Source organism: Burkholderia sp. YIM B11467, from assembly GCF_052952715.1.
The window spans coordinates 161,249-183,543 of sequence record NZ_JBQVSQ010000013.1 but is presented as its reverse complement, the minus strand read 5'-3'; the positions used below and the strand labels follow the sequence as shown (position 1 = coordinate 183,543).

Annotated in this window: 20 protein-coding genes and 1 pseudogene; 8 read left to right on the top strand and 13 right to left on the bottom strand. The window is 66.4% G+C overall.

Annotation, left to right across the window (positions count from 1 at the left end; all coding sequences use genetic code 11):
• The first annotated feature begins 795 nt into the window (after positions 1-795).
• Positions 796-1,506 carry a response regulator transcription factor gene (locus tag ACTRWB_RS33045; RefSeq protein WP_129517973.1) on the top strand — a complete coding sequence of 237 codons (711 nt, stop codon included), beginning with the start codon at positions 796-798 and terminating at the stop codon, positions 1,504-1,506.
• A gap of 62 nt (positions 1,507-1,568) precedes the next feature.
• Here ACTRWB_RS33045 and ACTRWB_RS33040 read toward each other — a convergent pair whose 3' ends face one another.
• Positions 1,569-3,098, bottom strand: coding sequence for an FAD-dependent oxidoreductase (locus ACTRWB_RS33040; protein WP_446904369.1), 1,530 nt, complete (start codon positions 3,096-3,098; stop codon positions 1,569-1,571).
• Between the two features lie 181 nt (positions 3,099-3,279).
• Here ACTRWB_RS33040 and ACTRWB_RS33035 point away from each other — a divergent pair.
• Positions 3,280-3,492 (top strand): annotated as a pseudogene (locus ACTRWB_RS33035) (NAD-dependent formate dehydrogenase); the annotation flags it as partial.
• Positions 3,493-3,521: 29 nt separating this feature from the next.
• On the opposite strand, the gene ACTRWB_RS33030 reads toward ACTRWB_RS33035, so the two are convergent.
• The 4 genes from ACTRWB_RS33030 to ACTRWB_RS33015 all read right to left on the bottom strand — a co-directional run bounded on the left by ACTRWB_RS33030 (position 3,522) and on the right by ACTRWB_RS33015 (position 5,285).
• Positions 3,522-3,770, bottom strand: coding sequence for a hypothetical protein (locus tag ACTRWB_RS33030; protein ID WP_193102875.1), 249 nt, complete (start codon positions 3,768-3,770; stop codon positions 3,522-3,524).
• 32 nt (positions 3,771-3,802) lie between these two features.
• A complete protein-coding gene (locus tag ACTRWB_RS33025; protein ID WP_446904368.1) occupies positions 3,803-4,258 on the bottom strand; it encodes a DUF1269 domain-containing protein in 456 nt (151 codons plus the stop codon).
• Between the two features lie 236 nt (positions 4,259-4,494).
• Positions 4,495-4,944, bottom strand: a complete 450-nt coding sequence (locus ACTRWB_RS33020; protein ID WP_129517969.1) for a phosphate-starvation-inducible protein PsiE — start codon at positions 4,942-4,944, stop codon at positions 4,495-4,497.
• On the bottom strand, positions 4,941-5,285 hold the full coding sequence (locus ACTRWB_RS33015; RefSeq protein ID WP_446904367.1) for a helix-turn-helix domain-containing protein: 345 nt from the start codon (positions 5,283-5,285) through the stop codon (positions 4,941-4,943). Before ACTRWB_RS33015 ends, ACTRWB_RS33020 begins: the two co-directional genes overlap by 4 nt.
• A 377-nt stretch (positions 5,286-5,662) precedes the next feature.
• Between ACTRWB_RS33015 and ACTRWB_RS33010 the strand changes: the two genes are divergently transcribed.
• The 5 genes from ACTRWB_RS33010 (at position 5,663) to ACTRWB_RS32990 (ending at position 13,735) form a co-directional block, all read left to right on the top strand.
• On the top strand, positions 5,663-6,730 hold the full coding sequence (locus ACTRWB_RS33010; RefSeq protein ID WP_446904366.1) for a Dyp-type peroxidase: 1,068 nt from the start codon (positions 5,663-5,665) through the stop codon (positions 6,728-6,730).
• Entirely contained in the window at positions 6,723-7,538 is an 816-nt protein-coding gene (locus tag ACTRWB_RS33005; RefSeq protein WP_129517965.1) for a family 1 encapsulin nanocompartment shell protein, read from the top strand. Before ACTRWB_RS33010 ends, ACTRWB_RS33005 begins: the two co-directional genes overlap by 8 nt.
• A 104-nt stretch (positions 7,539-7,642) precedes the next feature.
• Positions 7,643-7,912: a hypothetical protein gene (locus ACTRWB_RS33000; RefSeq protein WP_193102880.1), complete on the top strand. Its 270-nt coding sequence runs from the start codon at positions 7,643-7,645 to the stop codon at positions 7,910-7,912.
• A gap of 617 nt (positions 7,913-8,529) precedes the next feature.
• Complete coding sequence (locus ACTRWB_RS32995) at positions 8,530-11,331, top strand: AAA family ATPase (RefSeq protein ID WP_446904365.1); 2,802 nt, start codon at positions 8,530-8,532, stop codon at positions 11,329-11,331.
• 124 nt (positions 11,332-11,455) lie between these two features.
• Positions 11,456-13,735, top strand: a complete 2,280-nt coding sequence (locus tag ACTRWB_RS32990) for an FdhF/YdeP family oxidoreductase (RefSeq protein ID WP_446904364.1) — start codon at positions 11,456-11,458, stop codon at positions 13,733-13,735.
• Between the two features lie 74 nt (positions 13,736-13,809).
• Here the strand turns inward: ACTRWB_RS32990 and ACTRWB_RS32985 are convergent, their stop codons facing one another.
• Positions 13,810-15,231, bottom strand: a complete 1,422-nt coding sequence (locus tag ACTRWB_RS32985) for a purine-cytosine permease family protein (protein ID WP_048250032.1) — start codon at positions 15,229-15,231, stop codon at positions 13,810-13,812.
• Between the two features lie 335 nt (positions 15,232-15,566).
• Here ACTRWB_RS32985 and ACTRWB_RS32980 point away from each other — a divergent pair, with 335 nt between their 5' ends.
• Positions 15,567-16,490, top strand: coding sequence for a LysR substrate-binding domain-containing protein (locus ACTRWB_RS32980; protein WP_446904363.1), 924 nt, complete (start codon positions 15,567-15,569; stop codon positions 16,488-16,490).
• Positions 16,491-16,544: 54 nt separating this feature from the next.
• Here ACTRWB_RS32980 and argE read toward each other — a convergent pair whose 3' ends face one another.
• The 7 genes from argE to ACTRWB_RS32945 all read right to left on the bottom strand — a co-directional run bounded on the left by argE (position 16,545) and on the right by ACTRWB_RS32945 (position 22,273).
• Positions 16,545-17,708, bottom strand: a complete 1,164-nt coding sequence (gene argE, locus ACTRWB_RS32975) for an acetylornithine deacetylase (protein WP_446904362.1) — start codon at positions 17,706-17,708, stop codon at positions 16,545-16,547.
• Positions 17,701-18,378 (bottom strand): DUF1028 domain-containing protein, encoded by a 678-nt coding sequence (locus ACTRWB_RS32970; protein WP_446904361.1) that lies wholly within the window; start codon positions 18,376-18,378, stop codon positions 17,701-17,703. The genes argE and ACTRWB_RS32970 overlap by 8 nt, the downstream gene beginning before the upstream one ends.
• An 8-nt stretch (positions 18,379-18,386) precedes the next feature.
• On the bottom strand, positions 18,387-18,824 hold the full coding sequence (locus ACTRWB_RS32965) for a RidA family protein (RefSeq protein WP_048250028.1): 438 nt from the start codon (positions 18,822-18,824) through the stop codon (positions 18,387-18,389).
• A gap of 68 nt (positions 18,825-18,892) precedes the next feature.
• The gene (locus ACTRWB_RS32960; RefSeq protein WP_446904360.1) at positions 18,893-20,215 is read right to left on the bottom strand and encodes a flavin-containing monooxygenase; all 1,323 of its coding nucleotides are present in this window, start codon (positions 20,213-20,215) and stop codon (positions 18,893-18,895) included.
• Between the two features lie 338 nt (positions 20,216-20,553).
• Positions 20,554-21,000, bottom strand: a complete 447-nt coding sequence (locus ACTRWB_RS32955) for a hypothetical protein (protein ID WP_446904359.1) — start codon at positions 20,998-21,000, stop codon at positions 20,554-20,556.
• Between the two features lie 311 nt (positions 21,001-21,311).
• Complete coding sequence (locus ACTRWB_RS32950) at positions 21,312-21,950, bottom strand: hypothetical protein (RefSeq protein ID WP_446904358.1); 639 nt, start codon at positions 21,948-21,950, stop codon at positions 21,312-21,314.
• A 29-nt stretch (positions 21,951-21,979) separates the two neighbouring features.
• Complete coding sequence (locus ACTRWB_RS32945) at positions 21,980-22,273, bottom strand: RebB family R body protein (RefSeq protein ID WP_343494188.1); 294 nt, start codon at positions 22,271-22,273, stop codon at positions 21,980-21,982.
• Between the last annotated feature and the right edge of the window lie 22 nt (positions 22,274-22,295).

The window sequence follows — 22,295 nt, the reverse complement described above, 5'->3', positions numbered from 1 at the left end:
GGAAAGAAGGAGCGCACCCGTGCAGCCGTGACGGAAAACCATCCGTCGACGAGCTTCCGGATATTCGGAATCTGCACATAGGGAAGGAAATGAAACCAAAGCGAGTCGATCCCGTTGAAAACACTCGACTCTCTGCTCAAGACCTGGAAATCTCACTTCGACCGGGATCGACCAACGCACCACACCGATTCGAAATATTTTGAGGCGCCTCAAGGAAACTAAAACCGATGCCCAGCTCACGACATAAACCGTGATCACTACGGCACCAGGATTGCCATGTCGATTGGCACGACAACCGGTTTTATATTTATATCCCACCTGAAGCAGCTCAATCGACACAAACGCTGGGGATTTCGCTCGATTCAACAACCCGTGAAAATCACACGATTCGGCTCACCCTCAGCCGGCCACCGCAGTGAAATACGCTATATCAAAAACTGTTAATAACCCTGCCTCGTTTCGCCTCACAAAACGATCAAGCCACAAACACATTCAAAGCGCATCCACATCTGCCTAAACCATCCATACCACGCATGCTATATCGATGATGAAGTGTGATTGACAACATTTGTCACACATCGTCACTCCCTCCCCAAAAACCCTCATGTTCATAAAAGTTGACAAAAACCCTACGGGGAAATGTCAATCTATTTCAGGGATCAATCCTGCCATCGGCAGCACGGTACCCAAGCAGAAGATTCCGATTTCCTTTCGCTTTGATCTAACGAATAGGTCAACGCCAATGCAAGCACGTTGGCATGCGCAGAGTTGAGCAACACGAAAAAAATAGTGCCAATGAAAATTCTTGCCGTTGATGACGAGCCGGCACAGGCAGCGCTTCTCCACGACACACTGATCGCCGAGGGGTTCAATGTACGTAGCGCCACCAACGGCGCAGAAGCCATCCGTTTCCTCGAAACGGATACCGTCGATCTGGTCGTGCTCGACTGGAACTTGCCGGATATTTCCGGACTGGAAGTCCTCGCCTGGATCCGTGCGCGCATCGGCAGAGATCTTCCCGTGTTGTTCCTGACGAGTCGAGTGCGCGAGGACCAACTTGTCGTTGCACTTGAAGCAGGTGCTGACGACTATATGGTCAAACCCATTCGCCACCGTGAATTGATCGCGAGAGTGCGCGCCCTTCTGCGGCGGGCTTATCCAGCCAACTCGACGCCGTCGTCGATCAACGTTGGTCGTTATCGCCTGGATCTTGCGACCGAAACCGTATTCCTGAACGACGAGGCAATCAAACTGACATCCCGGGAGTTCAACGTCGCCGTTGCGCTATTTCAAAACTGTGGTCGCGCGGTGCCCCGAGAAGCACTGATCAAGTCGATATGGGGGCGCCATAGCGACAATATCTCCCGTACGCTCGATACACATGTCTATCGCGTGCGATCCAAGCTGCGAATCGGGCCCGAAAACGGTGTTCGGCTTCGAGCTGTCTACAATCACGGCTATCGCCTGGAGTTGATCGATTCGAGTCACCTGGACAACGCCGAGTAGAAACGTACGCGAGTTCCGGGGCTTATCGTGCCTCGAGGTTCGTACGTGTCACCGGGCCGCCGTCACGCGGCGGCAATCTGCCGCTCGAATGCCGCTTCCGCCTCCAGGCTGTCGAGATCGCGACCCACCGTCACGACCGCGAGCCGCGTGTCGCCGCGCCAGTACGCAATCGAGCAGTCGTGCGCGCCGAGGTCGCCGTCGATCTCGACGCGATCCCACTGCTCCGCATGCCCGACGTAGTTGATCGTCATGTCGTAATGCTGGCTCCAGAAGAACGGCACCGCGTCGAACGGCCGCTGCTGCCCGAGCATGTTGCGCGCCGCGACGATCCCCTGCCGTTCGGCGACAACCCAGTGCTCGACGCGAATCCGCTCGCCCGTCAGCGGATCGGGCCAGCGCGCGATATCGCCGGCCGCGTAGATGCCGGGCACGCTCGTCTGCAGGAAACGGTCCACCGTCACGCCGCGCTCGACAGCAAGCCCCGCATCCTGTGCGAGCGCAACGTTCGGGTGCACGCCGATACCGACCACCACGACATCGGCCGGCAGCACGTCGCCGGTCGACAGCGTCACGCTGTCCGGCGCAATCTGCGCGGGCGTCGCGCCGAGATGGAACACGACGCCATGCGACTCGTGCAGCGCCTTGATCGTGTCGCCGAGCGCGGCGCCGAGCACGTGCGCCATCGGCTGCGCATCGGGCGCGACGACATGCACGTCGAGCCCGCGCGTACGTAACGCGGCGGCCGCTTCGAGGCCGATGAAGCTCGCGCCGACCACGACGCAGCGGCGTGCCGTCTTCAGCTTGCCGATCAGCGCATCGCAATCGGCGCGCGAGCGCAGCACGCACACATGCGGCAGATCCGCGCCGGGCACGGTCAGCCGATTCGGCTCGGCACCCGTCGCGAGCAGCAGCGCGCCGTATCCGACGCGGCTGCCGTCGGCCAGCTCGACTGCGTGCTGCGCGGGGTCGATCCGCACGACACGCGCGCCGCACCGCACATCGATGCGTTGGTCGGCATAGAACGCCGGCGCGCGCAGCGGCAGCCAGTCGGCTTCCGCCGTGCCAGCAAGATAGTCCTTCGACAGGTTCGGCCGGTCGTACGGCGGATCACTGTCGGCACTCAGCAGCGTGACGGGATGCGGATAACCTTCCTGCCGCAGCGTGACGGCCGCCGCGATCGCGGCCGCGCCGCCACCGACGATCACCACCGATTCGGGCAAGCCCGCCGCATTCAGCGCAGACAGTACGGCCGGCCGCGCATCGAGCACGACGGCACGGCCGTCGCGGCGTTCGACGCGCCAGCACGGCAGCCCGTCGAGCGCCGGCGCGCGCAGCATCTCGCCCGTACGCAGACAGAACGCCGCGTGGTGCCACGGGCAGCGGATCGTGTCGCCGACCAGCAGGCCGTCGGCCAGCGGCGCGCCGTAGTGCGTGCAGTTCGCGCCCACGGCAAACAGTTCATCGGCGCGGCGCACCAGCAGCACCGCCGCGTCGCCGACATGGCCCTCGATCATCGCGCCGTCGGCGATATCGTCGAGCGCGATGCCCTGCGCGAGATCAGGGCGTGAAGACGCAGAGTCGCTTCCGGACATGGCTTCGCTCCCGCAGAGTCAGGTAACGATCCCATTATCGGCGCCCTTCACGAAAAGAACAGGTACAGACGACCCCGCAGCGCACGCAAACACCGACTGTCGCTTGTACGCGATCCATGACCGGCGTAGAACGTCATCAACGTTGCGGCGCAACACGCCGCTGCCGCCCATGACGCATTCCGCGCCGCCCGATCATCCGTGGCGCACAACGCCGTTCAACGGGATGAGCCCGCACATCTCCGGCACGTCGCTGTCCGCGCAGGCGCGTTATGCGGCCGGCACGCTGGAAATCCTGCAATGCTGGTTCGACGGCAAGCCGATCCGCAACGAATACCTGGTCGTCGACGGCGGCACGCTCGCGGGAACGGGCGCGCAATCGTACCGGCTGAACTGACGCGATGCGCGGTGCGGCGATGCGCGACCTCACGCGTCGTCGACGTTGTCCGCGTAATGGTCGACCGCGACCTTGCACTCGTCGAACACCACCGTCAGCCGCTCGATATCGTTCGACTCGACCCACTTCCTGACCTGCAGGAAATAACCGGTGCCGAGATCGGCGATGCGGGCCGGATCGTCGGTCGTCACGTCGACGGTCACAATCGCGCGGTTGCCGGGTAGCGGCGACAGCGTCGCCGCGATGTCGAAGCGCCGGTACGATTGATCGATGCGCATGCTGTGCTCCCGAATCGGTTCGAAGGCGGCGCTCAGCCGAGCGCCTGGCGGAACACCTTGCCGCCGAATCCCGTCACGATGTTGTCGACGGAGAACGGCGTGGCTTCCTTCGCCTCGAGAATGATCGCGACGCTGCCGGGCAAAAGCCGTGCGGCCACCGTCTCGACGAACGTGCCGTCAAGCAGCGCGTTGCCGGCGGCTTCCGCGAGAATGCCGGCGCCAGCGCCGGCCGCCATCCCTGTGATCACGCCAAGCGGCCCGACGAGCAAACCGAGCAGGCCGCCCGCGATCGCGCCGATTACGCCGCCCTTGAACGGCCGCGATTCGGCGTCGAGCACCGCGAGCTTTCCGGCCGGGTCCTTTTCCACGACGACGCCGTTTTCGATGTGGAATCCTTCGTTCTTCTCCGACAACGCCTCGAAATCGTTCGCGGCCTGGCGGGCCGTGTCGACGCTGCCGAACACGGCGACGATCAGTTGCTTGGTCATTCGAACCCTCTCTCACGTGGATGGGCTGCACGACCGCCGCACGACGCACGGCGCGCCGGTAACCCGGTGTTCGATTCAGGTGCCGGTCGCCGCAACACGTGCGCGCGACGCTGCGACAAACGCCTTCGCGGCCGCTTGCTGCAATTCGATCGCCTGCTTCGTGTCGACGGCATGCGTGCTCATCTAGCGCCCTCCTGTAGCGTCATTGCGTGGATATGCGGCATGCCGCTCGCTTGTCATCTGCGCGCATGCGCATCGTCCTCGACATCGTCGACGTCCGCCGGAAAACGATGCTGGCCGAAGCTCAGGATCAGCACGCCCACCGCGAGCAGCACGATGCCGAAGGTCGTCATCAGCATCCGCTCGGGGCTGTCGGTCGCGCCGCGCAGGATCAGGTCGCGCGCGAGCGACGTCATCGCAATGAACAGAGGAAACCGCACGGGCAGCCGGCCGAGCCGCAGATAGCGCACGTCCATCGCGAGCACTTCGAGATAGAGAAACATCAGCAGCAGATCGGTCAGCGACACCTCGCCCGCGAGCACGACCTTCCATGCCTCCTGCACCATCGCGAACGCGGTCGCGAGCCCGATCACGATCAGCCCGGCCAGTTCGGCCGCGTGAAGGAAATGGCCGAAGCGGCGGCGGATGCGCTCGGCGGGCGAACAGGAAACGGTAGACGTATTCAAGGCGACAGTCGATGTGATGATGCATGTGCAGTGCCGGGCGGGGGAACCGCCGTGTCGAGCGCGGTGTCATGCGCATCCAGCGCCGGCGTGCCGGACACTCCGGTCGCCTGCGCGACCGCGGACAGCGTGTGACGGCAGCACACGTGGAACGCGACACCCGCGTCCGTGCAGGCGACGTCGTGCGCGCGGCGCAACAGCAGGCGACAGCCGAGATACCGTTCGAGGCAGTCGATCCGGTCGCTCACCTGCGCGTCGCCGAGCTTCAGTTCGGACGCCGCGCCGGACAGGCCGCCATGCTCGACCACCGCGACATAAACACGCATCGCTTCCAGCAGATTCATGGTGACGCTCCTCGTCGGCGGACGCAGCGGGACCTAATCTACTGCACGCTGCACGCGTGCTCAAGAGCACAGCGCGGCGCACGCCAGGAGTACAGCTGCGCGGGTGCCGCACAAAATCCGGCCCTGTTTGATCCATTCGAATGACAGATTGCCGATACGTGTTCCAAAGACCCGCCGAAGCTGCTAGATTGCATGCTCGACGACGTTACGCGGTGCACACAGGTCATGCACCGGGCGGCCGGCCGCCGCCGCTGCGGCCCGTTGCGCGATGCCCGCGCAACGTCCTTCATCCGCATGTCACAAAGAGAACAGTCGCATGACACAGTCCAACCGTTCGCCTTCGCGCGCCGCGGCAGCCGCAGCTCGCCCGCCTCGACATGACTGACCGGCAGGCCGCGATGCAGACACCTCCCCCACTCTCCCAGGCCGTCCACAGCCCGATCACGCGCAGCGCGATCTTCCTCGTGGCGACGATCAATTCCGGCGCCGATCACGCCGACACGATCCGTTCATGGTGCGGCGACATCGCCGCGCTGGTGCGCTCGGTCGGCAAGCGCGTGCCGGGCGGCAACCTGACCTGCGTGTGCGGCTTCGGCGCCGACGCGTGGGATGCGCTGTTCGGCAACCCGCGCCCCGCGTCGCTGCATCCGTTCCGCGAATTCGGCGCGGGGCAGCGCGTCGCGGTCGCGACGCCGGGCGACATCCTGCTGCACATCCGCGCCGACGCGATGGACCTGTGCTTCGAACTCGCGACGCAACTGCTCGGCGCGCTCGGCGCAGCCGTCACGGTCGTCGACGAGGTGCACGGCTTCCGCAATTTCGACCAGCGCGCGATGATCGGCTTCGTCGACGGCACCGAGAACCCGGAAGGCCGCGAGGCGGTCGACTTCACGGTGATCGGCGACGAAGATGCGGCATTCTCGGGCGGCAGCTACGTGATCGTGCAGAAGTACCTGCACGACATGGCCGGCTGGAACGCGCTCGCGGTCGAGACGCAGGAGCGCATCATCGGCCGCACCAAGCTGTCCGACATCGAGCTCGCGCCGGACGTGAAGCCGTCGTGTTCGCACAGCTCGCTGACCACGCTCGACGAGAACGGCCAGGAAGTGAAGATCCTGCGCGACAACATGCCGTTCGGGCGCCCGGGCGCCGGCGAATTCGGTACCTATTTCATCGGCTATGCGCGCACGCCGGTACCGATCGAGCAGATGCTCGAGAACATGTTCGTCGGCCGCCCGCCCGGCAACTACGACCGCCTGCTCGACTACAGCCGCGCAGTCACCGGCTCGCTGTTCTTCGTGCCGTCAGCCGACCTGCTCGAAGCGCTCGCCGACCGTGCGGCGCCGGCCGCCGACGCCGCGCAACCCGAATCCTCGTCGTCCGCGCCGCATCGCGACGGCTCGCTGAAAATCGGCTCGCTGAAAGGAACCCAAGCCTATGAATAACCTGCACCGCGAACTCGCCCCGATCTCCGCCTCCGCCTGGGAACAAATCGAGGAGGAAGTGGCGCGCACCTTCAAGCGATCGGTGGCCGGCCGCCGCGTCGTCGACGTCGACGGCCCCGAAGGCCCCGAGTTGTCGGCGGTCGGCACCGGGCACCTAGTGGAAGTTGCCGCGCCGCGCGAGCAGGTGAGCGCACGGCTGCGCGAAGTCCGCAGGATCGTCGAACTGACGGTGCCGTTCGAGTTGAGCCGCGATGCGATCGACAGCGTCGAGCGCGGCGCGCGCGATGCCGACTGGCAACCGGCGAAAGACGCCGCGCAGCGGCTCGCGTTCGCCGAAGACAACGCGATTTTCGACGGTTATCAGGCTGCCGGCATCGTCGGCATCCGCGAAGGCACGTCGAACCGCAAGCTCACGCTGCCGGCCGACGTCGGCGCGTATCCGGACGCGATCAGCGACGCACTGGAAGCGCTGCGGCTCGCCGGCGTCGACGGCCCGTATTCGGTGGTGCTCGGCTCCGACGCATACACGGCGCTCAGCGAAGCGCGCGACCAGGGCTATCCGGTCCTCGGCCATATCAAGCGGATCGTCAGCGGCGAGATCATCTGGGCGCCGGCGATCAGCGGCGGCTGCGTGCTGTCCACGCGCGGCGGCGACTACGAGCTGCACCTCGGGGAAGACGTATCGATCGGCTACACGAGCCATAACGACAAGGCCGTCCGCCTGTACCTGCGCGAAACGTTCACGTTCCTGATGCTGACGAGCGAAGCATCGGTGGCCGTGGCGCCGCAGGGTAATCCGGCGGCCTGACAACGGTTGCCCGCACGCGATGCCTGCCGGGCATCGCGCGCGACCGGCCGCGCCGCGGGCCGCACATTCGTCGCCGATCGAGCCCATCTTGCATGGAGGATGTGATGAGCGAGTCGAATGAGGCACTGCAGGCGCTGCAAGCGTCGGTCGACAGCCTGAAGAAGACGGTCGACGCGAACGCGGGCAGCCAGGCCGGCGACACCGCCGTGCTATTTACCGTCGTGTCGCTGATGCTGGCCGAGTTGCCGCCCGACACGCGCAACCTGATCGAGGATTCGTTCTCCGTCTGGGCCAATGGTCTGCCGGATCCGGCACTCGCAACGGACGTGAAGCAGATCGGCCGGCAGCGGCTCGCGATGAAACTCTCCGACTGATCGCAGTCCACCACGGCGGCGCCATGTCCGGCCCGCACCGTGCAACCTGCCCCTTCCTTCGGCCGTAACGCACGCATCTGCGGTGCGCGCGTGGTCGAACATGACCGGTTCGCGCGCGCTCACGCTGCGGCAGCTCTGCCGCGCGCGTCCACTCGCATCACCGCCCGTTTACCGGCAACCGGCGCGCTGCGCGCCGATGTCGCACCACGATTCGTTCGCGCTTCGTCCCTCCCCGCCTCCAGTCCCCGCACGCGGCGCATGCCGCACACGCCCGCGCCACCGCGTGCGCGCCTGTCTGTACTCCTTGCCACCCGTTCCCGCACGCATGTGAGGGTGCAATTCGCAGCCGGCCCGGCGCGGAACTGTGTCTTGGATGGTGCTCGCCGATTCGTTATTTTGAACGCAGTCGAAGCGATGCCGCGGGCTCCTCGCAGCACTCGCGCTTTTTGCCCCGACCGCGACCGTGCGCCACGCCGGCGCGCACTGCGCGACAGCGTGGGTGCGGCACGCGCGCCGCCGCGCCGCGCGTCGCGTATTCGCGGTCGGGACGCACGAGCGCCGCACCGCATCGGGACTTCACCCTTCGATCCACCTTCACCGACAGGAGCCAGACCACCATGCCCGCACTTTGCGATATCTGCCACGCTCGGCCGGCCGTCGCGCGCGCAACCGTGATGCAGGAAGGCGAGCGCAAGACGATCTCGATTTGCGATTACCACTTCCGTCAGCTGATGCGGCATCAGAGCATGCTGAACCCGTTCGATTCGCTGCTCGGCGGTGGCGGCCCGTCGTCGCTGTTCGGCGAGCTCGGCGACGAATCGCCGCTCGCCGCCGAGGTGCCGCGCGAATCGGTCGACCCGACCGACGCGTTCAGCGAACAGACGCTCGAACTGCTGCAGCGCGCGGCCGAGAAGGCACACGAGCTGCGCCGCAGCGAACTCGACTCCGAACACCTGCTCTACGCGCTCGCGGACACCGACGTGTGCGCCGCGCTGCTGAAAGAACTGAAGCTGTCGCCGCAGGACATCCAGTCGTATATCGACGAACATGCGCACACCGGCACGGCCGCCGCCGACGCGCCGCTCGACAAGCTGTCGATCTCGCCGCGCGTGAAGAAGGCCGTGCAATACGCGTTCCAGGCGTCGCGCGATCTCGGCCACTCGTACATCGGCCCCGAGCACCTGCTGATCGGGCTCGCGTCGGTGCCGGACAGCATCGCCGGCACGCTGCTGAAGAAATACGGCGTGACGCCCGAGGCGCTGCGCCAGAAGGTCGTGAAGGTGGTCGGCAAGGGTGCCGAGGACGGCCGCGTCGATGCGCCGACCGGCACGCCGAACCTCGACAAGTTCGGCCGCGACCTCACCGCGATCGCGCGCCAGGGCAAGCTCGACCCGGTGCTCGGCCGCGCGCAGGAAATCGAAAGCACGATCGAGGTGCTCGCGCGCCGCAAGAAGAACAACCCGGTGCTGATCGGCGAGCCGGGCGTCGGCAAGACGGCGATCGTCGAAGGGCTCGCGCAGCGGATCGTCAACGGCGACGTACCCGAGGTGTTGCGCGGCAAGCGGCTCGTCGAAGTCAACATCAACTCGATGGTGGCCGGCGCCAAGTATCGCGGCGAATTCGAGGAGCGCGCGAAGCAGCTGATCGACGAAGTGACCGCGAAGCAGGACGAACTGATCCTGTTCATCGACGAGCTGCACACGATCGTCGGCGCGGGCCAGGGCGGCGGCGAAGGCGGCCTCGACATCGCGAACGTGCTGAAGCCCGCGCTCGCGCGCGGCGAGCTGAGCCTGATCGGCGCAACGACGCTCAACGAATACCAGAAGTACATCGAGAAGGACGCGGCGCTCGAACGGCGCTTCCAGCCGGTGTTCGTGCCGGAGCCGAGCGTCGAGCAGACGATCGTGATCCTGCGCGGGCTGCGCGACAGCCTCGAGGCGCACCACCAGGTGACGTTCGCCGACGACGCGTTCGTCGCGGCCGCCGAGTTCGCCGACCGCTACATCACGTCGCGCTTCCTGCCCGACAAGGCGATCGACCTGATCGACCAGGCCGCCGCGCGCGTGCGGATTGGCGCGACGTCGCGCCCGGTCGCCATCCAGGAAGGCGAAGCGCAGATCGCACAGCTGAAGCGCGAGCAGGACTACGCGACGTCGCGCAAGCGCTTCGACGAAGCGAAGCAGTTCGAGGAGCAGATCAACGCGAAGCAGAAGACGGTCGACGAGATGATGGAAGCGTGGCAGCGCAAGACCGGCTCCGAAACGCTCGAGGTCACCGTCGAATCGGTCGCCGAGGTCGTGTCGCGGCTGACCGGCATCCCCGTGTCCGAACTCACGCAGGAAGAGCGTCAGAAGCTGCTGAAGATGGAAGAGCAACTGCGTGAGCGCGTGGTCGGCCAGAGCGACGCGGTGGTCGCCGTCAGCGACGCCGTGCGGCTGTCGCGCGCGGGGCTCGGCCAGACGCACCGGCCGATCGCGACGTTCCTGTTCCTCGGGCCGACGGGCGTCGGCAAGACCGAGCTCGCGAAGGCACTGGCCGAGACCGTGTTCGGCGACGAGCAGGCGATCATCCGCATCGACATGTCCGAATACATGGAACGGCACGCGGTCGCGCGGCTGATCGGCGCGCCGCCCGGCTACGTCGGCTACGACGAAGGCGGCCAACTCACCGAGCGCGTGCGGCGCCGCCCGTACAGCGTGATCCTGCTCGACGAGATCGAGAAGGCGCACCCGGACGTCTACAACGTGCTGCTGCAGGTGTTCGACGACGGCCGCCTGACCGACGGCAAGGGGCGCGTGGTCGACTTCAGCAACACGATCATCATCGCGACGAGCAACCTCGGCGCCGCGATCATCATGGACAACCTGACGCAGCCGGAAGCCGCGCGCAAGACCGACAAGGCGATCCGCGAGGAACTGATGCAGGTGCTGAAGGGCCATTTCCGGCCCGAGTTCCTGAACCGGATCGACGAGGTGATCGTCTTCCACGCGCTGTCGAAGGACAACATCCGCGCGATCGTGCAAATCCAGCTCGACCGCGTGGTGCGCACGGCCGCCGCGCAGGACATCACGCTCGTGATGGGCGATGCGCTCGTCGATCACCTGACCGAAGCCGGCTACCAGCCGGAGTTCGGCGCGCGCGAACTGAAGCGTCAGATCCGCCAGACCATCGAGACCAAGCTCGCGAAGGAGATCCTCGCCGACCGGCTGAAGTCCGGCGATCGCGTCGAGGTCGACTACGACAAGGACAGCGACGAGGTGACGTTCGACAAGCTCGCCGCACCCGAAGCGAAGGATACGAAGGACGCGAAGAAGGACGCCGACGGCAAGGCGAAGCCGAACGGCAAGGCGGCCGCCAAGGCATCAGGCGAATCGAAGGCCGGCGAAGCGCCGGCCGACGCGAAGAAGGACGCGCACTGAAACCCCGCCTGCCCTGCAGCCCGGGGCACGCATAACCGGCTCCGTCCATCCGACGGAGCCGCCCCACGCCACGACACGGCGCAACCCGAGCCGCCCGCACCGGGCCCGGCTCACGGAGACTCATATGACAAATCGACGCGAAGTGCCAGGCATCAGGAAGTACGATGGGCCCGCCGGCGGTTGGGGCGCGCTTCGCGCGACAGCCGATGCCGTGCGCACGCAGATGGAAACCATCGAGGCGCCGATCGTGCTGATGCGGACCAACCAGCCCGACGGCTTCGACTGCCCCGGCTGTGCGTGGCCCGACAAGGAACACAAGTCGACGTTCCAGTTCTGCGAGAACGGCGCGAAGGCCGTCACGTGGGAAGCGACGACCAAGCGCGTGACGCCCGAGTTCTTCGCGGCGAACACCGTGTCGTCGCTGCTGCGCATGTCGGACTACGAACTGGAGAACATGGGCCGGCTCACGCATCCGCTCGTCTACGATCGCGCGACCGACACGTTCCGCGCGATCGAATGGGACGACGCGTTCGCGCGCATCGGCGAAGTGTTGCGCGCGTTGCCGCCCGAACAGGTCGAGTTCTATACGTCGGGCCGCGCGTCGAACGAAGCCGCGTACCTGTACCAGCTGTTCGCGCGCGAGCTCGGCACCAACAACTTCCCCGACTGCTCGAACATGTGCCACGAGCCGACCAGCGTCGGCCTGCCGCAGTCGATCGGCATCGGCAAGGGCACCGTGTCGCTGGAGGATTTCGACCGGTGCGAGCTGATCATCTCGATCGGCCACAACCCCGGCACGAACCATCCGCGGATGATGGGCACGCTGCACGAGTGCTCGCGGCGCAACGTGCCGATCATCGTGTTCAATCCGCTGCGCGAGCGTGCGCTCGAACGCTTCGCGGATCCGCAGGACATGATCGAGATGGCATCGTTCGGCTCGACGCGGATCGCATCGACGTACTACCAGGTCGACGCCGGCGGCGACGCGGCCGCGCTGAAGGGCATCATGAAAGCGCTGCTGCAACTCGAAGCCGAGCGCGGCGACGTGCTCGACCGCGACTTCATCGCGCAGCACACCGACGGCTTCGACGCGTTCTCGGCTGACCTGCGGGCCACGTCGTGGGACGACATCGAACGCGCGAGCGGCCTCAGCCAGGCGCAGCTCGAACAGGTCGCACTCGCCTACGCGAAGTCGAACGCGACCATCATCACGTACGGGATGGGTGTCACGCAGCACAACAAGGGCACCGCAACCGTGCGCCTGATCGCCGACCTGCTGCTGATGCGCGGCAACATCGGCAAGCCCGGCGCCGGCGTCTGCCCGCTGCGTGGCCATTCGAACGTGCAGGGCAACCGCACGGTCGGCATCACCGAGAAACCGTCGGCCGAGTTCCTGAAGAAGATCGAGGACGTGTGCGGGTTCACGCCGCCCGCCCATCACGGGCACGACGCCGTGCAGGCAATGCAGGCGATGATCGACGGCAGCGCGAAGGCGCTGCTGTGCCTCGGCGGCAACTTCGCGGTCGCGCTGCCCGATCCCGAGCAGTCGTTCCCGGCGATGGCGAAGCTCGACCTGAGCGTGCATCTCGGCACGAAGCTGAATCGTTCGCACCTGCTGGTCGGGAAGGAAACCTTCATCCTGCCGGTGCTCGGCCGCACCGAGCTCGACATGCAAGAGAGCGGCCGGCAGTCGATCACCGTCGAGGATTCGATGTCGATGGTCCACGCGTCGGCCGGCAAGCTCAAGCCGGCGTCCGACCAGTTGCGCTCGGAGCCCGCGATCGTCGCGGGGATCGCGCATGCGACGCTGCCGGCGAGCAAGGTCGCGTGGCTCGACCTGATCGCCGACTACGACCGCATCCGCGACCTGATCGACCGCACGGTGTCCGGCTTCGAGGCGTTCAACGCGCGCATCCGCACGCCGGGCGGCTTCCGCCTGCCGCTGCCGCCCACCGAGCGCGTGTGGCCCACCCCGACCGGCAAGGCGATGTTCTCGATCTACAAGGGCGTCGCGGAAGATGCGGACGTGCTCGGCGGCGAGCAGGTGCTGCGGCTGATCACGCTGCGCAGCCACGACCAGTACAACACGACGATCTACGGGCTCGACGATCGTTATCGCGGCGTGTTCGGGCGGCGCGACGTGCTGTTCATGAACCCGGCGGATCTCGCGAAGTACGGCCTCGAACACGGCGACCTCGTCGACATCGAGACAATCACCGCGTCGGGCCGAACGCTGCGTCTCGAGAAGATCACCGCGATCGAGTACGACATCGCGCCGGGTTCGGTCGGTGCGTACTACCCGGAAGCGAACGTGCTGGTGCCGCTCGACTACATCGACAAGGAAAGCGGCACGCCGTCGTACAAGTCGGTGCCGGTGCGGGTGGCGCGCTCGGCGGTCGTGTGATTCGTGTGATGTACGGGCCGCCGCATCGCAACCGATGCGGCGGCCACACCCTTCAGTCGCTTCGAAAAACCTCTTCAGCGGGCCGCCGTCGGCGGCAGCTGCGCGCCGGTCTGCCGGCGCCGATACGCGCTGTCGCGCGTCGCGAGCCAGTAGTACAGCGGCGACGTCAGCACCAGCCCCACCACCCACGACAGGTCCGCGCCGCCGAGATGCGCGGGAATCGGGCCCGCATACATCGGCGTGTTCATGAACGGAATCTGCACGAGGATGCCGATCGCATACGCGAGCAGCGCCTGCGGATTGAAGCGGCCGTAGATCCCGCCATCCACCATGAAGATCGACTTGATGTCGTATTTCCCCTTGTGGATCACGTAGAAGTCGATCAGGTTGATCGCCGTCCACGGCACCAGCACGACCAGCAGCGCGAGCACGAGATCGACGAGGTTGCCGACGAAGTTCGTCGACGCGCCGATCGCCGCGTAGCAGCATGCGACGAAGATCACGACCGACACCACCGCACGCGCCTTCGCGGTCGGAATCCACTTGTACGCGAACGTCTGCACCGACGTGATCACCGCGAGCACCGCGCCGTACAGGTTCAGCGCGTTGTGGCTGATCACGCTCAGCAGGAACAGCACGAGCATCAGCGGGCCGAGCGGGCCCGTCGCCTGCTTGACCGCATCCATCGTGTCCATGCCGGCCGGCACCGCGAGCACCGCCACCGCGCCGAAGATGAACGCGAGCGTCGAGCCGATCGTACAGCCGAGATAGGTCGCCCAGAACGTCGACGCGACGCCGACATCCTCCGGCAGATAACGCGAATAGTCCGATACGTACGGTGCGAACGCGATCTGCCACAACGCCGACAGCGACACCGTCGCGAGCCAGCCCGCGAAGTCGAAGCCGCCGCGCGTCAGGAAATCGTCGGTCGTCACGTGCGTGAGGATCATCCAGAAGCCGACGACGATGCCGATGCCGAGCACCCACGTGCCGATACGGTTCAGGATGTGGATGAACCGGTAGCCGACGATGCCGATCAAGCCCGATCCCACCGCGCCGATCACGATACCGACCGACACCGGCACCGACGGCGCGATGCCGTGCACCGACTTGCCGGCCAGCACGATGTTCGACGCGAAGAAGCCGACATACATCACGGCCGCGATCACCGTCACGAGCAGCGCGCCCCACGAGCCGAACTGCGCGCGGCTCTGGATCATCTGCGGAATGCCCATCTGCGGCCCCTGCGCGGAATGCAGCGCCATCAGCACGCCGCCGACCGCCTGGCCGACGACGATCGCGACGATGCCCCACATCAGGTTCAGGTGGAACATCTGCACGCCGAGCGCGCCGGTCACGATCGGCAGCGGCGCGATGTTGCCGCCGAACCAGAGCGTGAACAGATCGCGCACCTTGCCGTGGCGATCCGCGGGCGGCACGTAGCCGATCGTGTGCTTCTCTATCATCGGGGACGCATTGCGGTCCACGTTCGTCATGGTGATGTCTCCTGTCCTGCGCGGCGATGCGCGCTTGCCGTTTCAACCTGCGCGCGACGGTGCGCGCGCCTGCAATCGGGTCCGGATACGCGAGATGCGGGGACGGATGACATGTCCCGCCGGCACGTGCGCAGCCTCGTCGTGATCCAGGTTGGAAACGATGGTGCGCCACGCGCGCCGGGACCGGAAAATACTAAAAATATTTCCGAGACATACGAAAAAGCTCTGTAGCGGAAATTCCGGCTTCGGGCTTCTTCAGGTAAGGTGCTACGCGAAACAATGGACAGAATGCGCCCCGCCGCGACACGCCGGGGGGCCGTGCATCAGAGGTGCCTGTGGCTCACTACACTTTGCGGCAACTGAAATACTTCGTGACGACGGTGGAATCCGGCAGCGTCGCCGAGGCGTCGCGCCAGCTCTTCATCGCGCAGCCGTCGATCTCCAGCGCGATCAAGGGGCTGGAAGAAAGCTTCGGCGTGAAGCTGTTCATCCGCCATCACGCACAGGGCGTGTCACTGACGCCGAGCGGCACGCGGTTCTACCGGAAAGCGCAGGAGCTGCTGCGCATCGCGCACGAATTCGAGCAGAACGCGCTCGCCGACAACGACGTGATCACTGGGCAGATCGACATCGGCTGCTTCGAGACGGTCGCGCCGCTCTATCTGCCGCAACTGATCGCGGGTTTTCGCGAGCGCTACCCGGGCGTGAACATCCGGCTGCGCGACGGCGACCAGCAGGAGCTCGTGCAGGGCCTGACGTCCGGCACCTTCGATCTCGCATTGATGTACGACCACGATCTCGACGGCACGATCGAAACCGAGCCGCTGATGCCGCCGCAGCAACCGTACGTGCTGCTGCCGGAGAACCATCGTTTCGCGGGCCAGACGCACGTATCGCTGCGCGACCTCTGCGTCGAGCCGATGATCCTGCTCGATGTGCAGCCGAGCCGCACGTATTTCGTCAGCCTGTTTCACGAATTGGGGCTGACGCCGAACATCGTGTTCGGCTCGCCGTCGATCGAGATGGTGCGCGGGATGGTCGGCCAGGGGTTCGGCTTTTCGCTGCTCGTCACGCGCCCGCATTCGGAATACACGTACGACGGTCAGCGCGTCGTGACGATCGGCCTCAGCGAAACGGTGAGCCCGTCGGGGCTCGTGAGCGCACGCCTGAAGCGCGGCCAACTGACCAAGCAGGCGCAGTCGTTCGTCGATTTCTGTCGCGAGCGGCTCGCGCAGATCATCGCTGAAACGGTGCGATAACGAAGGAGAAAACGCACGCGCCGCAAGACGGGCGCGTGCGTGTCGGCTGCGGGTTCAGGCGGCCGACGCGAGATGCGCGGCCAGACGGTCCAGCATCGCGTCGCATCCGTGCAGCTGTTCGAGCGTGACGAACTCGTCCGGCTTGTGCCCCTGGTCCATGCTGCCCGGCCCGCACACCACGGTCGGAATGCCGGCCTGCCCGAACAGCCCGCCCTCGGTGCCGAATGCGACGGTGCCGAACGCGTCGGAACCGCTCAGCATCGCGAGCAGGCGCGCGGCCTCGCTGTCCGGCGCGGTGGCGAGCCCGGGATACGCGCCCAGCGGCTGCAGCCGAATGTCGGTATCGGGCTGCACCGCGCGCATCTTCGGCAACAGTTCGGATTCCGCATAGTCCTGCAGCCTCCTCGGCACGTCATGCGCATCGAAATCCGGCAGCGCGCGCACCTCGAAATCGAACTCGCATTCGGCCGGCACGATGTTCAGCGCGCGGCCGCCCTTGATCAGGCCCGTCTGCACGGTCGAGAACGGCGGATCGAAGCGCGTGTTGTGCCGTTCGGGTCGTGCGAGCGCCGTGCCGATCTCGCCGAGCCGGCCGATCAGCTTCGCCGCATAGTCGATCGCGTTGACGCCCGACGGCGCGTACGCCGAGTGGCACGCGGCGCCCTTCACGTGGCAGCGCATCGCGAGCTTGCCCTTGTGACCGAGCACCGGCTTCAGTTCGGTCGGCTCGCCGATCAGGCACAGGCGCGGCCGGTGCTCGCGCGCGGACAGTGCGTCGAGCATCGGCCCCACGCCGAGACAACCGACTTCCTCGTCGTACGAGAACGCAAGATGCACGGGCATGCTCAGCGGCCGTGCGACGAACTTCGGTACGGCCGCGAGCACCGAAGCGATGAAGCCCTTCATGTCGGCGGTGCCGCGACCATACAGGCGGCCGTCGCGTTCGGTCAGCCGGAACGGCTCGACCGTCCACGCCTGCCCGTCGACCGGCACTACGTCCGTATGGCCCGACAACGCGATGCCGCCGCGATCGCGCGGCCCGATCGTCGCGTACAGGCTCGCCTTCGTGCGTTCCGCGTTGTAGAACAGTTCGCTCGCTACACCGAAGCCGTCGAGATAATCGCGGATGAAGCCGATCATCTCGAGATTCGAATCGCGGCTGACCGTCGCGAAACCGATCAGCCGTTCGAGCAACGCGCGGCTCGACGTGTCACTCATCGCCCGGCACTCCGTAGCTCGGCGCGGCGGTCGGATTCAGCGCGCGCGTCTGGTAGTCCTGCATCTGCGGGCGATATGCGCGCCACAGCGCGTCGAGCTGCCCGATCGGGTCGACATCGGCCCAGTCGACGCGCAGGTCGACGATCGGCCAGGTCACATCGCCGGCCACCTTCAGCGCGGCCGAATGAACCGGTCCCGCCTCGCCGCCGGCCGCCATGGCCGCCTGCATCGCGGCCAGCAGGCGCTCGGCGAGCAGGCCGGGCGCTTGTTCGAATGCCGCCACCATCGCATCGATCACGGCCGGCGCCGCCAGCAGGTTGCCGGCCGCCACGCATTGCTCGCCTTGCACCGCGTGATGCGTGCCGAGCGCTTCCTTGCCGGTGAAGCACGCCGTCTGCCCTTGCCCGTCGATCACCGTGACCTGCCGGTACTGGCTCCAGCCGTTCGCGCTGAGCGCGCGGTCGAGCGCCGCCGCGGGCGCGAGCTGTTCGTGTTCGATCAGGTCGAGGGTCTGCGGGCCGAGTGCCGGCAGCGTGATGTTCTGCGTCGCGACGGCGCCCACGCCCGCGCGCACCCACGGGCAGCGCGCGCCCACCGCGATGCTCGACGAGCTGATCGCGATCCCGAGCTGGCCCGTCTCCGGGCAGCGCCCGACGATGGAGAAAGTCATGTCGCCTCCTATGCGCGGTTCGGCTGCCAGTGGTCCGGGATCACCGCGATCACGTCGATCTCCATCAGCCACTGCGGCTGGCCGAGCGCGGACACGACGAGCCCCGTCGAGATCGGATAGACACCCTTCAGCCACTTGCCGACTTCCTGGTACACCGGTTCGCGATAACGCGGGTCGATCAGGTAGGTTGTCGTCTTCACGATGTGCGTGATGTCGCTGCCGGCTTCCTCCAGCAACTGCTTGACGTTCTTCATCGCCTGCTCGGCCTGCGCGCGCGGATCGCCGAGGCCGATCAGCTTGCCGTCGAAATCGGTGCCGACCTGGCCGCGCACGTAGACGGTGTTGCCGGCTCGCACGGCCTGGCACAGGTCGTTGTCGAGCGTCTGGTTCGGGTAGGTATCCTTCGTGTTGAACATGCGGATACGGGTATGGGTAGGCTGGCTCATCGAGGTCCTTCGATCGTCGGTGGTAACACCCGCCGGGCCGGAAGCAGACGCGGCGCGGCGGGTTCGGGTCAGTTCGCCGCTTCGGCGAGCGGGCGTGCGTCGGCCGGTGCCGACGGCGCGGCCGCGCGGTGCTGCGACGCGTCGTGATAAGCGAGGTACTTGCGCTGCGTCACGATGTGATCGGCGATGTGCTTCGCGTCATGCCACACGCCCCAGATGAAACTGGAGCCGCGCCGCGACAGCCACGGCAGCCCGAGGAAATAGATGCCCGGCTCCTTCGACACGCCGCGCTGGTGCTGCGGCTTGCCGTTCGCCGCGAACGCGTCGACGTTCAGCCAGCCGTAGTCGACCGCATAGCCGGTCGCCCAGACGATCGACGTGATGCCGGCGCCGGCCAGGTCGAGCGCGAGGATCGGATGCGCGACGCAGTCGGGGTTCGGCAGGATGCGGCGGGCTTCGGGTTCTTCCGGCAGGTCGAGGCCGTTGCGCGCCGCATAGGCGTCGGCGGCGTCGAGCAGCGACAGGTAGTTCTCGTCGCCGCGCGCCAGGTTGATCGCGAGATCGCGTTCGAACACGGCCACGCCGCCATCGAACGACTTCGTCAGCCCGACGAGCGTCACGCCCTGGTTCGCGAGCGCACGGAAATCGACCGTATGGCCGCCGCGCGCACCGCTCACCGCGATCGTCACGTGTTCGCGGCCGGGCGTCGCGACTTCCTTGTCCCATTCGCCCAGCACGCCGAGCCACCAGCAGAAGTCGCGGCCGCGATAGGCGCGCGGCGGACGATCGTGCGGCCCGACCGACAGGTAGACCGACCGGCCCGCGCGCTGCAGCTCGTCGGCGATCTGCACGCCCGACGAACCCGCGCCGACCACCAGCACCGCGCCTTCCGGAAGCTGGCCCGGGTTGCGGTAGTCGGCGGAGTGGATCTGCACGAGACGCGCGTCGTCCGGCGCGATCGGCGGAATGACCGGGCGCTGGAACGGCCCGGTCGCAACGACCACGCGGTTCGCCTCGATCGTGCCGTCCGACGTCTCGACGACGAAACCCGGCTTGCCCGTGTTGCGCACGACGCGCTTCACGTCGACGCCGGTGCGGATCGGCGCATTGAATTTGCGTGCATACGCTTCGAAGTAGTCGGCGACCTGGTCTTTCGACGCGAACGCATCGGGATCGAGGCCGTCGAATTCGAGCCCCGGGAAGCGGTCGTGCCAAGCGGGGCCGTTCGCGACCAGCGAATCCCAGCGCCCGGTGCGCCAGCGTTCGGCGATGCGGTTGCGCTCCAGCACGAAATGGGGCACGCCCAGCTTGCCCAGGTGCTCGCTCATGGCCACGCCGGCCTGCCCGGCGCCGACGACGAGCGTATCGATTGAGGTTGTTTCGACTGCCACGGCTGTCTCCTTCGGAAGTGCGGCTCGCTGCGACGCTCGTGCTGTCGCGTGAGTTGGAATGGAGACATTCTGCTGACACACCGCCAGCGGCGAAATGATGTTTTTTGTTGGTGTTGACGAGCAAAAAGCTGGCCGTGGCGTGGCCGGCGAGCGGCGCAAGACGGCGCGCCGCTTCGAATCGCCTTGACAGCGTGATGGCCGAGAACGGTTCGACCCATGCGCTTCGGTTTCGAAGAATGGATGTTTCGACGCGATCGAGCGGAAATTCGAAACCATCAACCGGTATGGCACCGGCGCCCGCTCGCGTGGCGGGCGCCGGCTTCAACGGGTCGTGCCGGCTACACGTCGGTCCACGCGCCGGTGCCCTGCTGATACTGGATCGCGCCGCCGGTGAGCCGCACCCGCAGGTTGCCGTCCGGCAACTGCACCCAGGTCGTCATGTCGAGGCTCTGCATCAGCCCGGCAAAGAAATCCTGCAGTTGCTGCGACTGGCTGGCCTGCCAGAGGTCGATACGCCCAAGGCACGCGCGCAGGTCGCCGTTCTGTTGCATGATCGTGTCGACCTGTCCGGCCACGTTCGACGCCGGATCGTAGACTGGCGTGCCGTCGGCGCTGACGATCGACAGGTGGATTGCGCGCACCGACGCCGGCTGGCCCGGCGTCTGCTCGACGAGCGCGATGCAGCTCGTCATCGCGCCGAAATCGATTTCCGTCGCATCTCCCCAGTTGCGCTCGCCAACCGCCAGCGGCGCGGGACCTTGTACGTTCTGAATGATGTAGGGCATGGGTTCCTCGCATGACTCGATGGGACTGCTGGTGCCTGGCAGGGCCGCGACGCATTCGAGACAACGGACGTGCGTTGGTCCCGCCGCTCACATCCCGCGTCGGGCCCGATAGCCCGACGGGTCGTGTCGATTGATTCTTTGTCGCTGCGCGCGTGGAAGTCAAACGCTCACCGCCGCCGCACGAACGATTGCGCGCGCATCGATTCAATGCGGGTCATTTCGCTCCGAACCGTCATCGATGTCGTCCGCCCTGCCTCCTTAAGAACATCCGCCGCCACCGGACGTGAAACGGCGATGCGCGGCGGCGCGCGCTACGTGCCCTTCTTGTCCAGCAGCCCCTGATACTTCTGCAGGCTGTCGTCGATCCTGTCGAGCGCGATGCTCGCGGCCTCCCCTTCGATCGCCTCCGCGGCACCCGCGACGAGCGCCGCGGTCGCGACGAACAGGTCCGTCAACAGCAGGCCCACCGCATCCATCGCCATCCCGAGCTCGTCCTCGTCGATGGTCTTCTGCGCCAGATCCTTCATCAGCACGCTCTTGCCCGCGATCGCCAGCGACGTCGACGCCTCGAAGTAGTTGGCCGCCGCCTGCGCGACGAGCCCCCCCGCTTGCGTGATCATCATGTTCGGGCCGACGGCGATCTGCGTCGTCGCGTAGGACGCAGCCTCCGCGTTGATCGCCTGCACGGTCTTCAGTGCCGAGCCGCCGGACCCGGCCGCATCCGCGACCTGGTTCGGTGCCTTCAGCGCATCGGTGAGCCTGCGCAGCCGGTTGACCGGCCACGTGCGCGCGCCGGCCTTCGACGCCGCGGGGAGCGGCGCCACCTCGGCCGGCGTCTTGGCTTCGGCCCGCGTCGTGGCTTCGGCTGCGGTGTCGGCGTCGTCGGCGGCATCGCCCGGCGTCTGCGGCGCGCCGTCGTCGCGTCCGCCCAACAGGCCTTTCATGTTCATGGTTCAGGTATCCCGAGAGTCATCGCGCGCTAATGCGCGGAACCCGTCTGCGGCCCGGCCGTCGGCGCGTGCGCCGCGCCGCCCGCGGCGGGCTTCGGCGACGCTTCGACGGACAGGATCATGGCCACCGCCTTCGACACGACCGCGTTCGAAATCTGGTTCAGCGCCGCCTGCTGCTGCGTCATGTTCTGCGCCGAGATGCCGACGGCCTGGCTGAACATCTGGTAAAGCATGCCCAGCGCCTGGGCCGGGGATCCCGCGACGACGTTGACATTGGTCTGCGTCAGCGCGTCGGTAACCTGCTCATTGACTTTGTCTGCCACGAGGCCTCCTCGGATCTCGGCT

Bases quoted from the DNA above. Each gene is read 5' to 3' on its own strand.
- ACTRWB_RS32955 (WP_446904359.1), bottom strand. From the start codon at position 21,000: ATGCCCTACATCATTCAGAACGTACAAGGTCCCGCGCCGCTGGCGGTT.
- ACTRWB_RS32970 (WP_446904361.1), bottom strand. From the start codon at position 18,378: ATGACTTTCTCCATCGTCGGGCGCTGCCCGGAGACGGGCCAGCTCGGG.
- ACTRWB_RS33025 (WP_446904368.1), bottom strand. From the start codon at position 4,258: ATGACCAAGCAACTGATCGTCGCCGTGTTCGGCAGCGTCGACACGGCC.
- argE (WP_446904362.1), bottom strand. From the start codon at position 17,708: ATGAGTGACACGTCGAGCCGCGCGTTGCTCGAACGGCTGATCGGTTTC.
- ACTRWB_RS32990 (WP_446904364.1), top strand. From the start codon at position 11,456: ATGACAAATCGACGCGAAGTGCCAGGCATCAGGAAGTACGATGGGCCC.
- ACTRWB_RS32965 (WP_048250028.1), bottom strand. From the start codon at position 18,824: ATGAGCCAGCCTACCCATACCCGTATCCGCATGTTCAACACGAAGGAT.
- ACTRWB_RS33015 (WP_446904367.1), bottom strand. From the start codon at position 5,285: ATGAATCTGCTGGAAGCGATGCGTGTTTATGTCGCGGTGGTCGAGCAT.
- ACTRWB_RS33010 (WP_446904366.1), top strand. From the start codon at position 5,663: ATGACTGACCGGCAGGCCGCGATGCAGACACCTCCCCCACTCTCCCAG.
- ACTRWB_RS32985 (WP_048250032.1), bottom strand. From the start codon at position 15,231: ATGACGAACGTGGACCGCAATGCGTCCCCGATGATAGAGAAGCACACG.
- ACTRWB_RS32995 (WP_446904365.1), top strand. From the start codon at position 8,530: ATGCCCGCACTTTGCGATATCTGCCACGCTCGGCCGGCCGTCGCGCGC.
- ACTRWB_RS33005 (WP_129517965.1), top strand. From the start codon at position 6,723: ATGAATAACCTGCACCGCGAACTCGCCCCGATCTCCGCCTCCGCCTGG.
- ACTRWB_RS33045 (WP_129517973.1), top strand. From the start codon at position 796: ATGAAAATTCTTGCCGTTGATGACGAGCCGGCACAGGCAGCGCTTCTC.
- ACTRWB_RS32950 (WP_446904358.1), bottom strand. From the start codon at position 21,950: ATGAACATGAAAGGCCTGTTGGGCGGACGCGACGACGGCGCGCCGCAG.
- ACTRWB_RS33030 (WP_193102875.1), bottom strand. From the start codon at position 3,770: ATGCGCATCGATCAATCGTACCGGCGCTTCGACATCGCGGCGACGCTG.
- ACTRWB_RS33000 (WP_193102880.1), top strand. From the start codon at position 7,643: ATGAGCGAGTCGAATGAGGCACTGCAGGCGCTGCAAGCGTCGGTCGAC.
- ACTRWB_RS33040 (WP_446904369.1), bottom strand. From the start codon at position 3,098: ATGTCCGGAAGCGACTCTGCGTCTTCACGCCCTGATCTCGCGCAGGGC.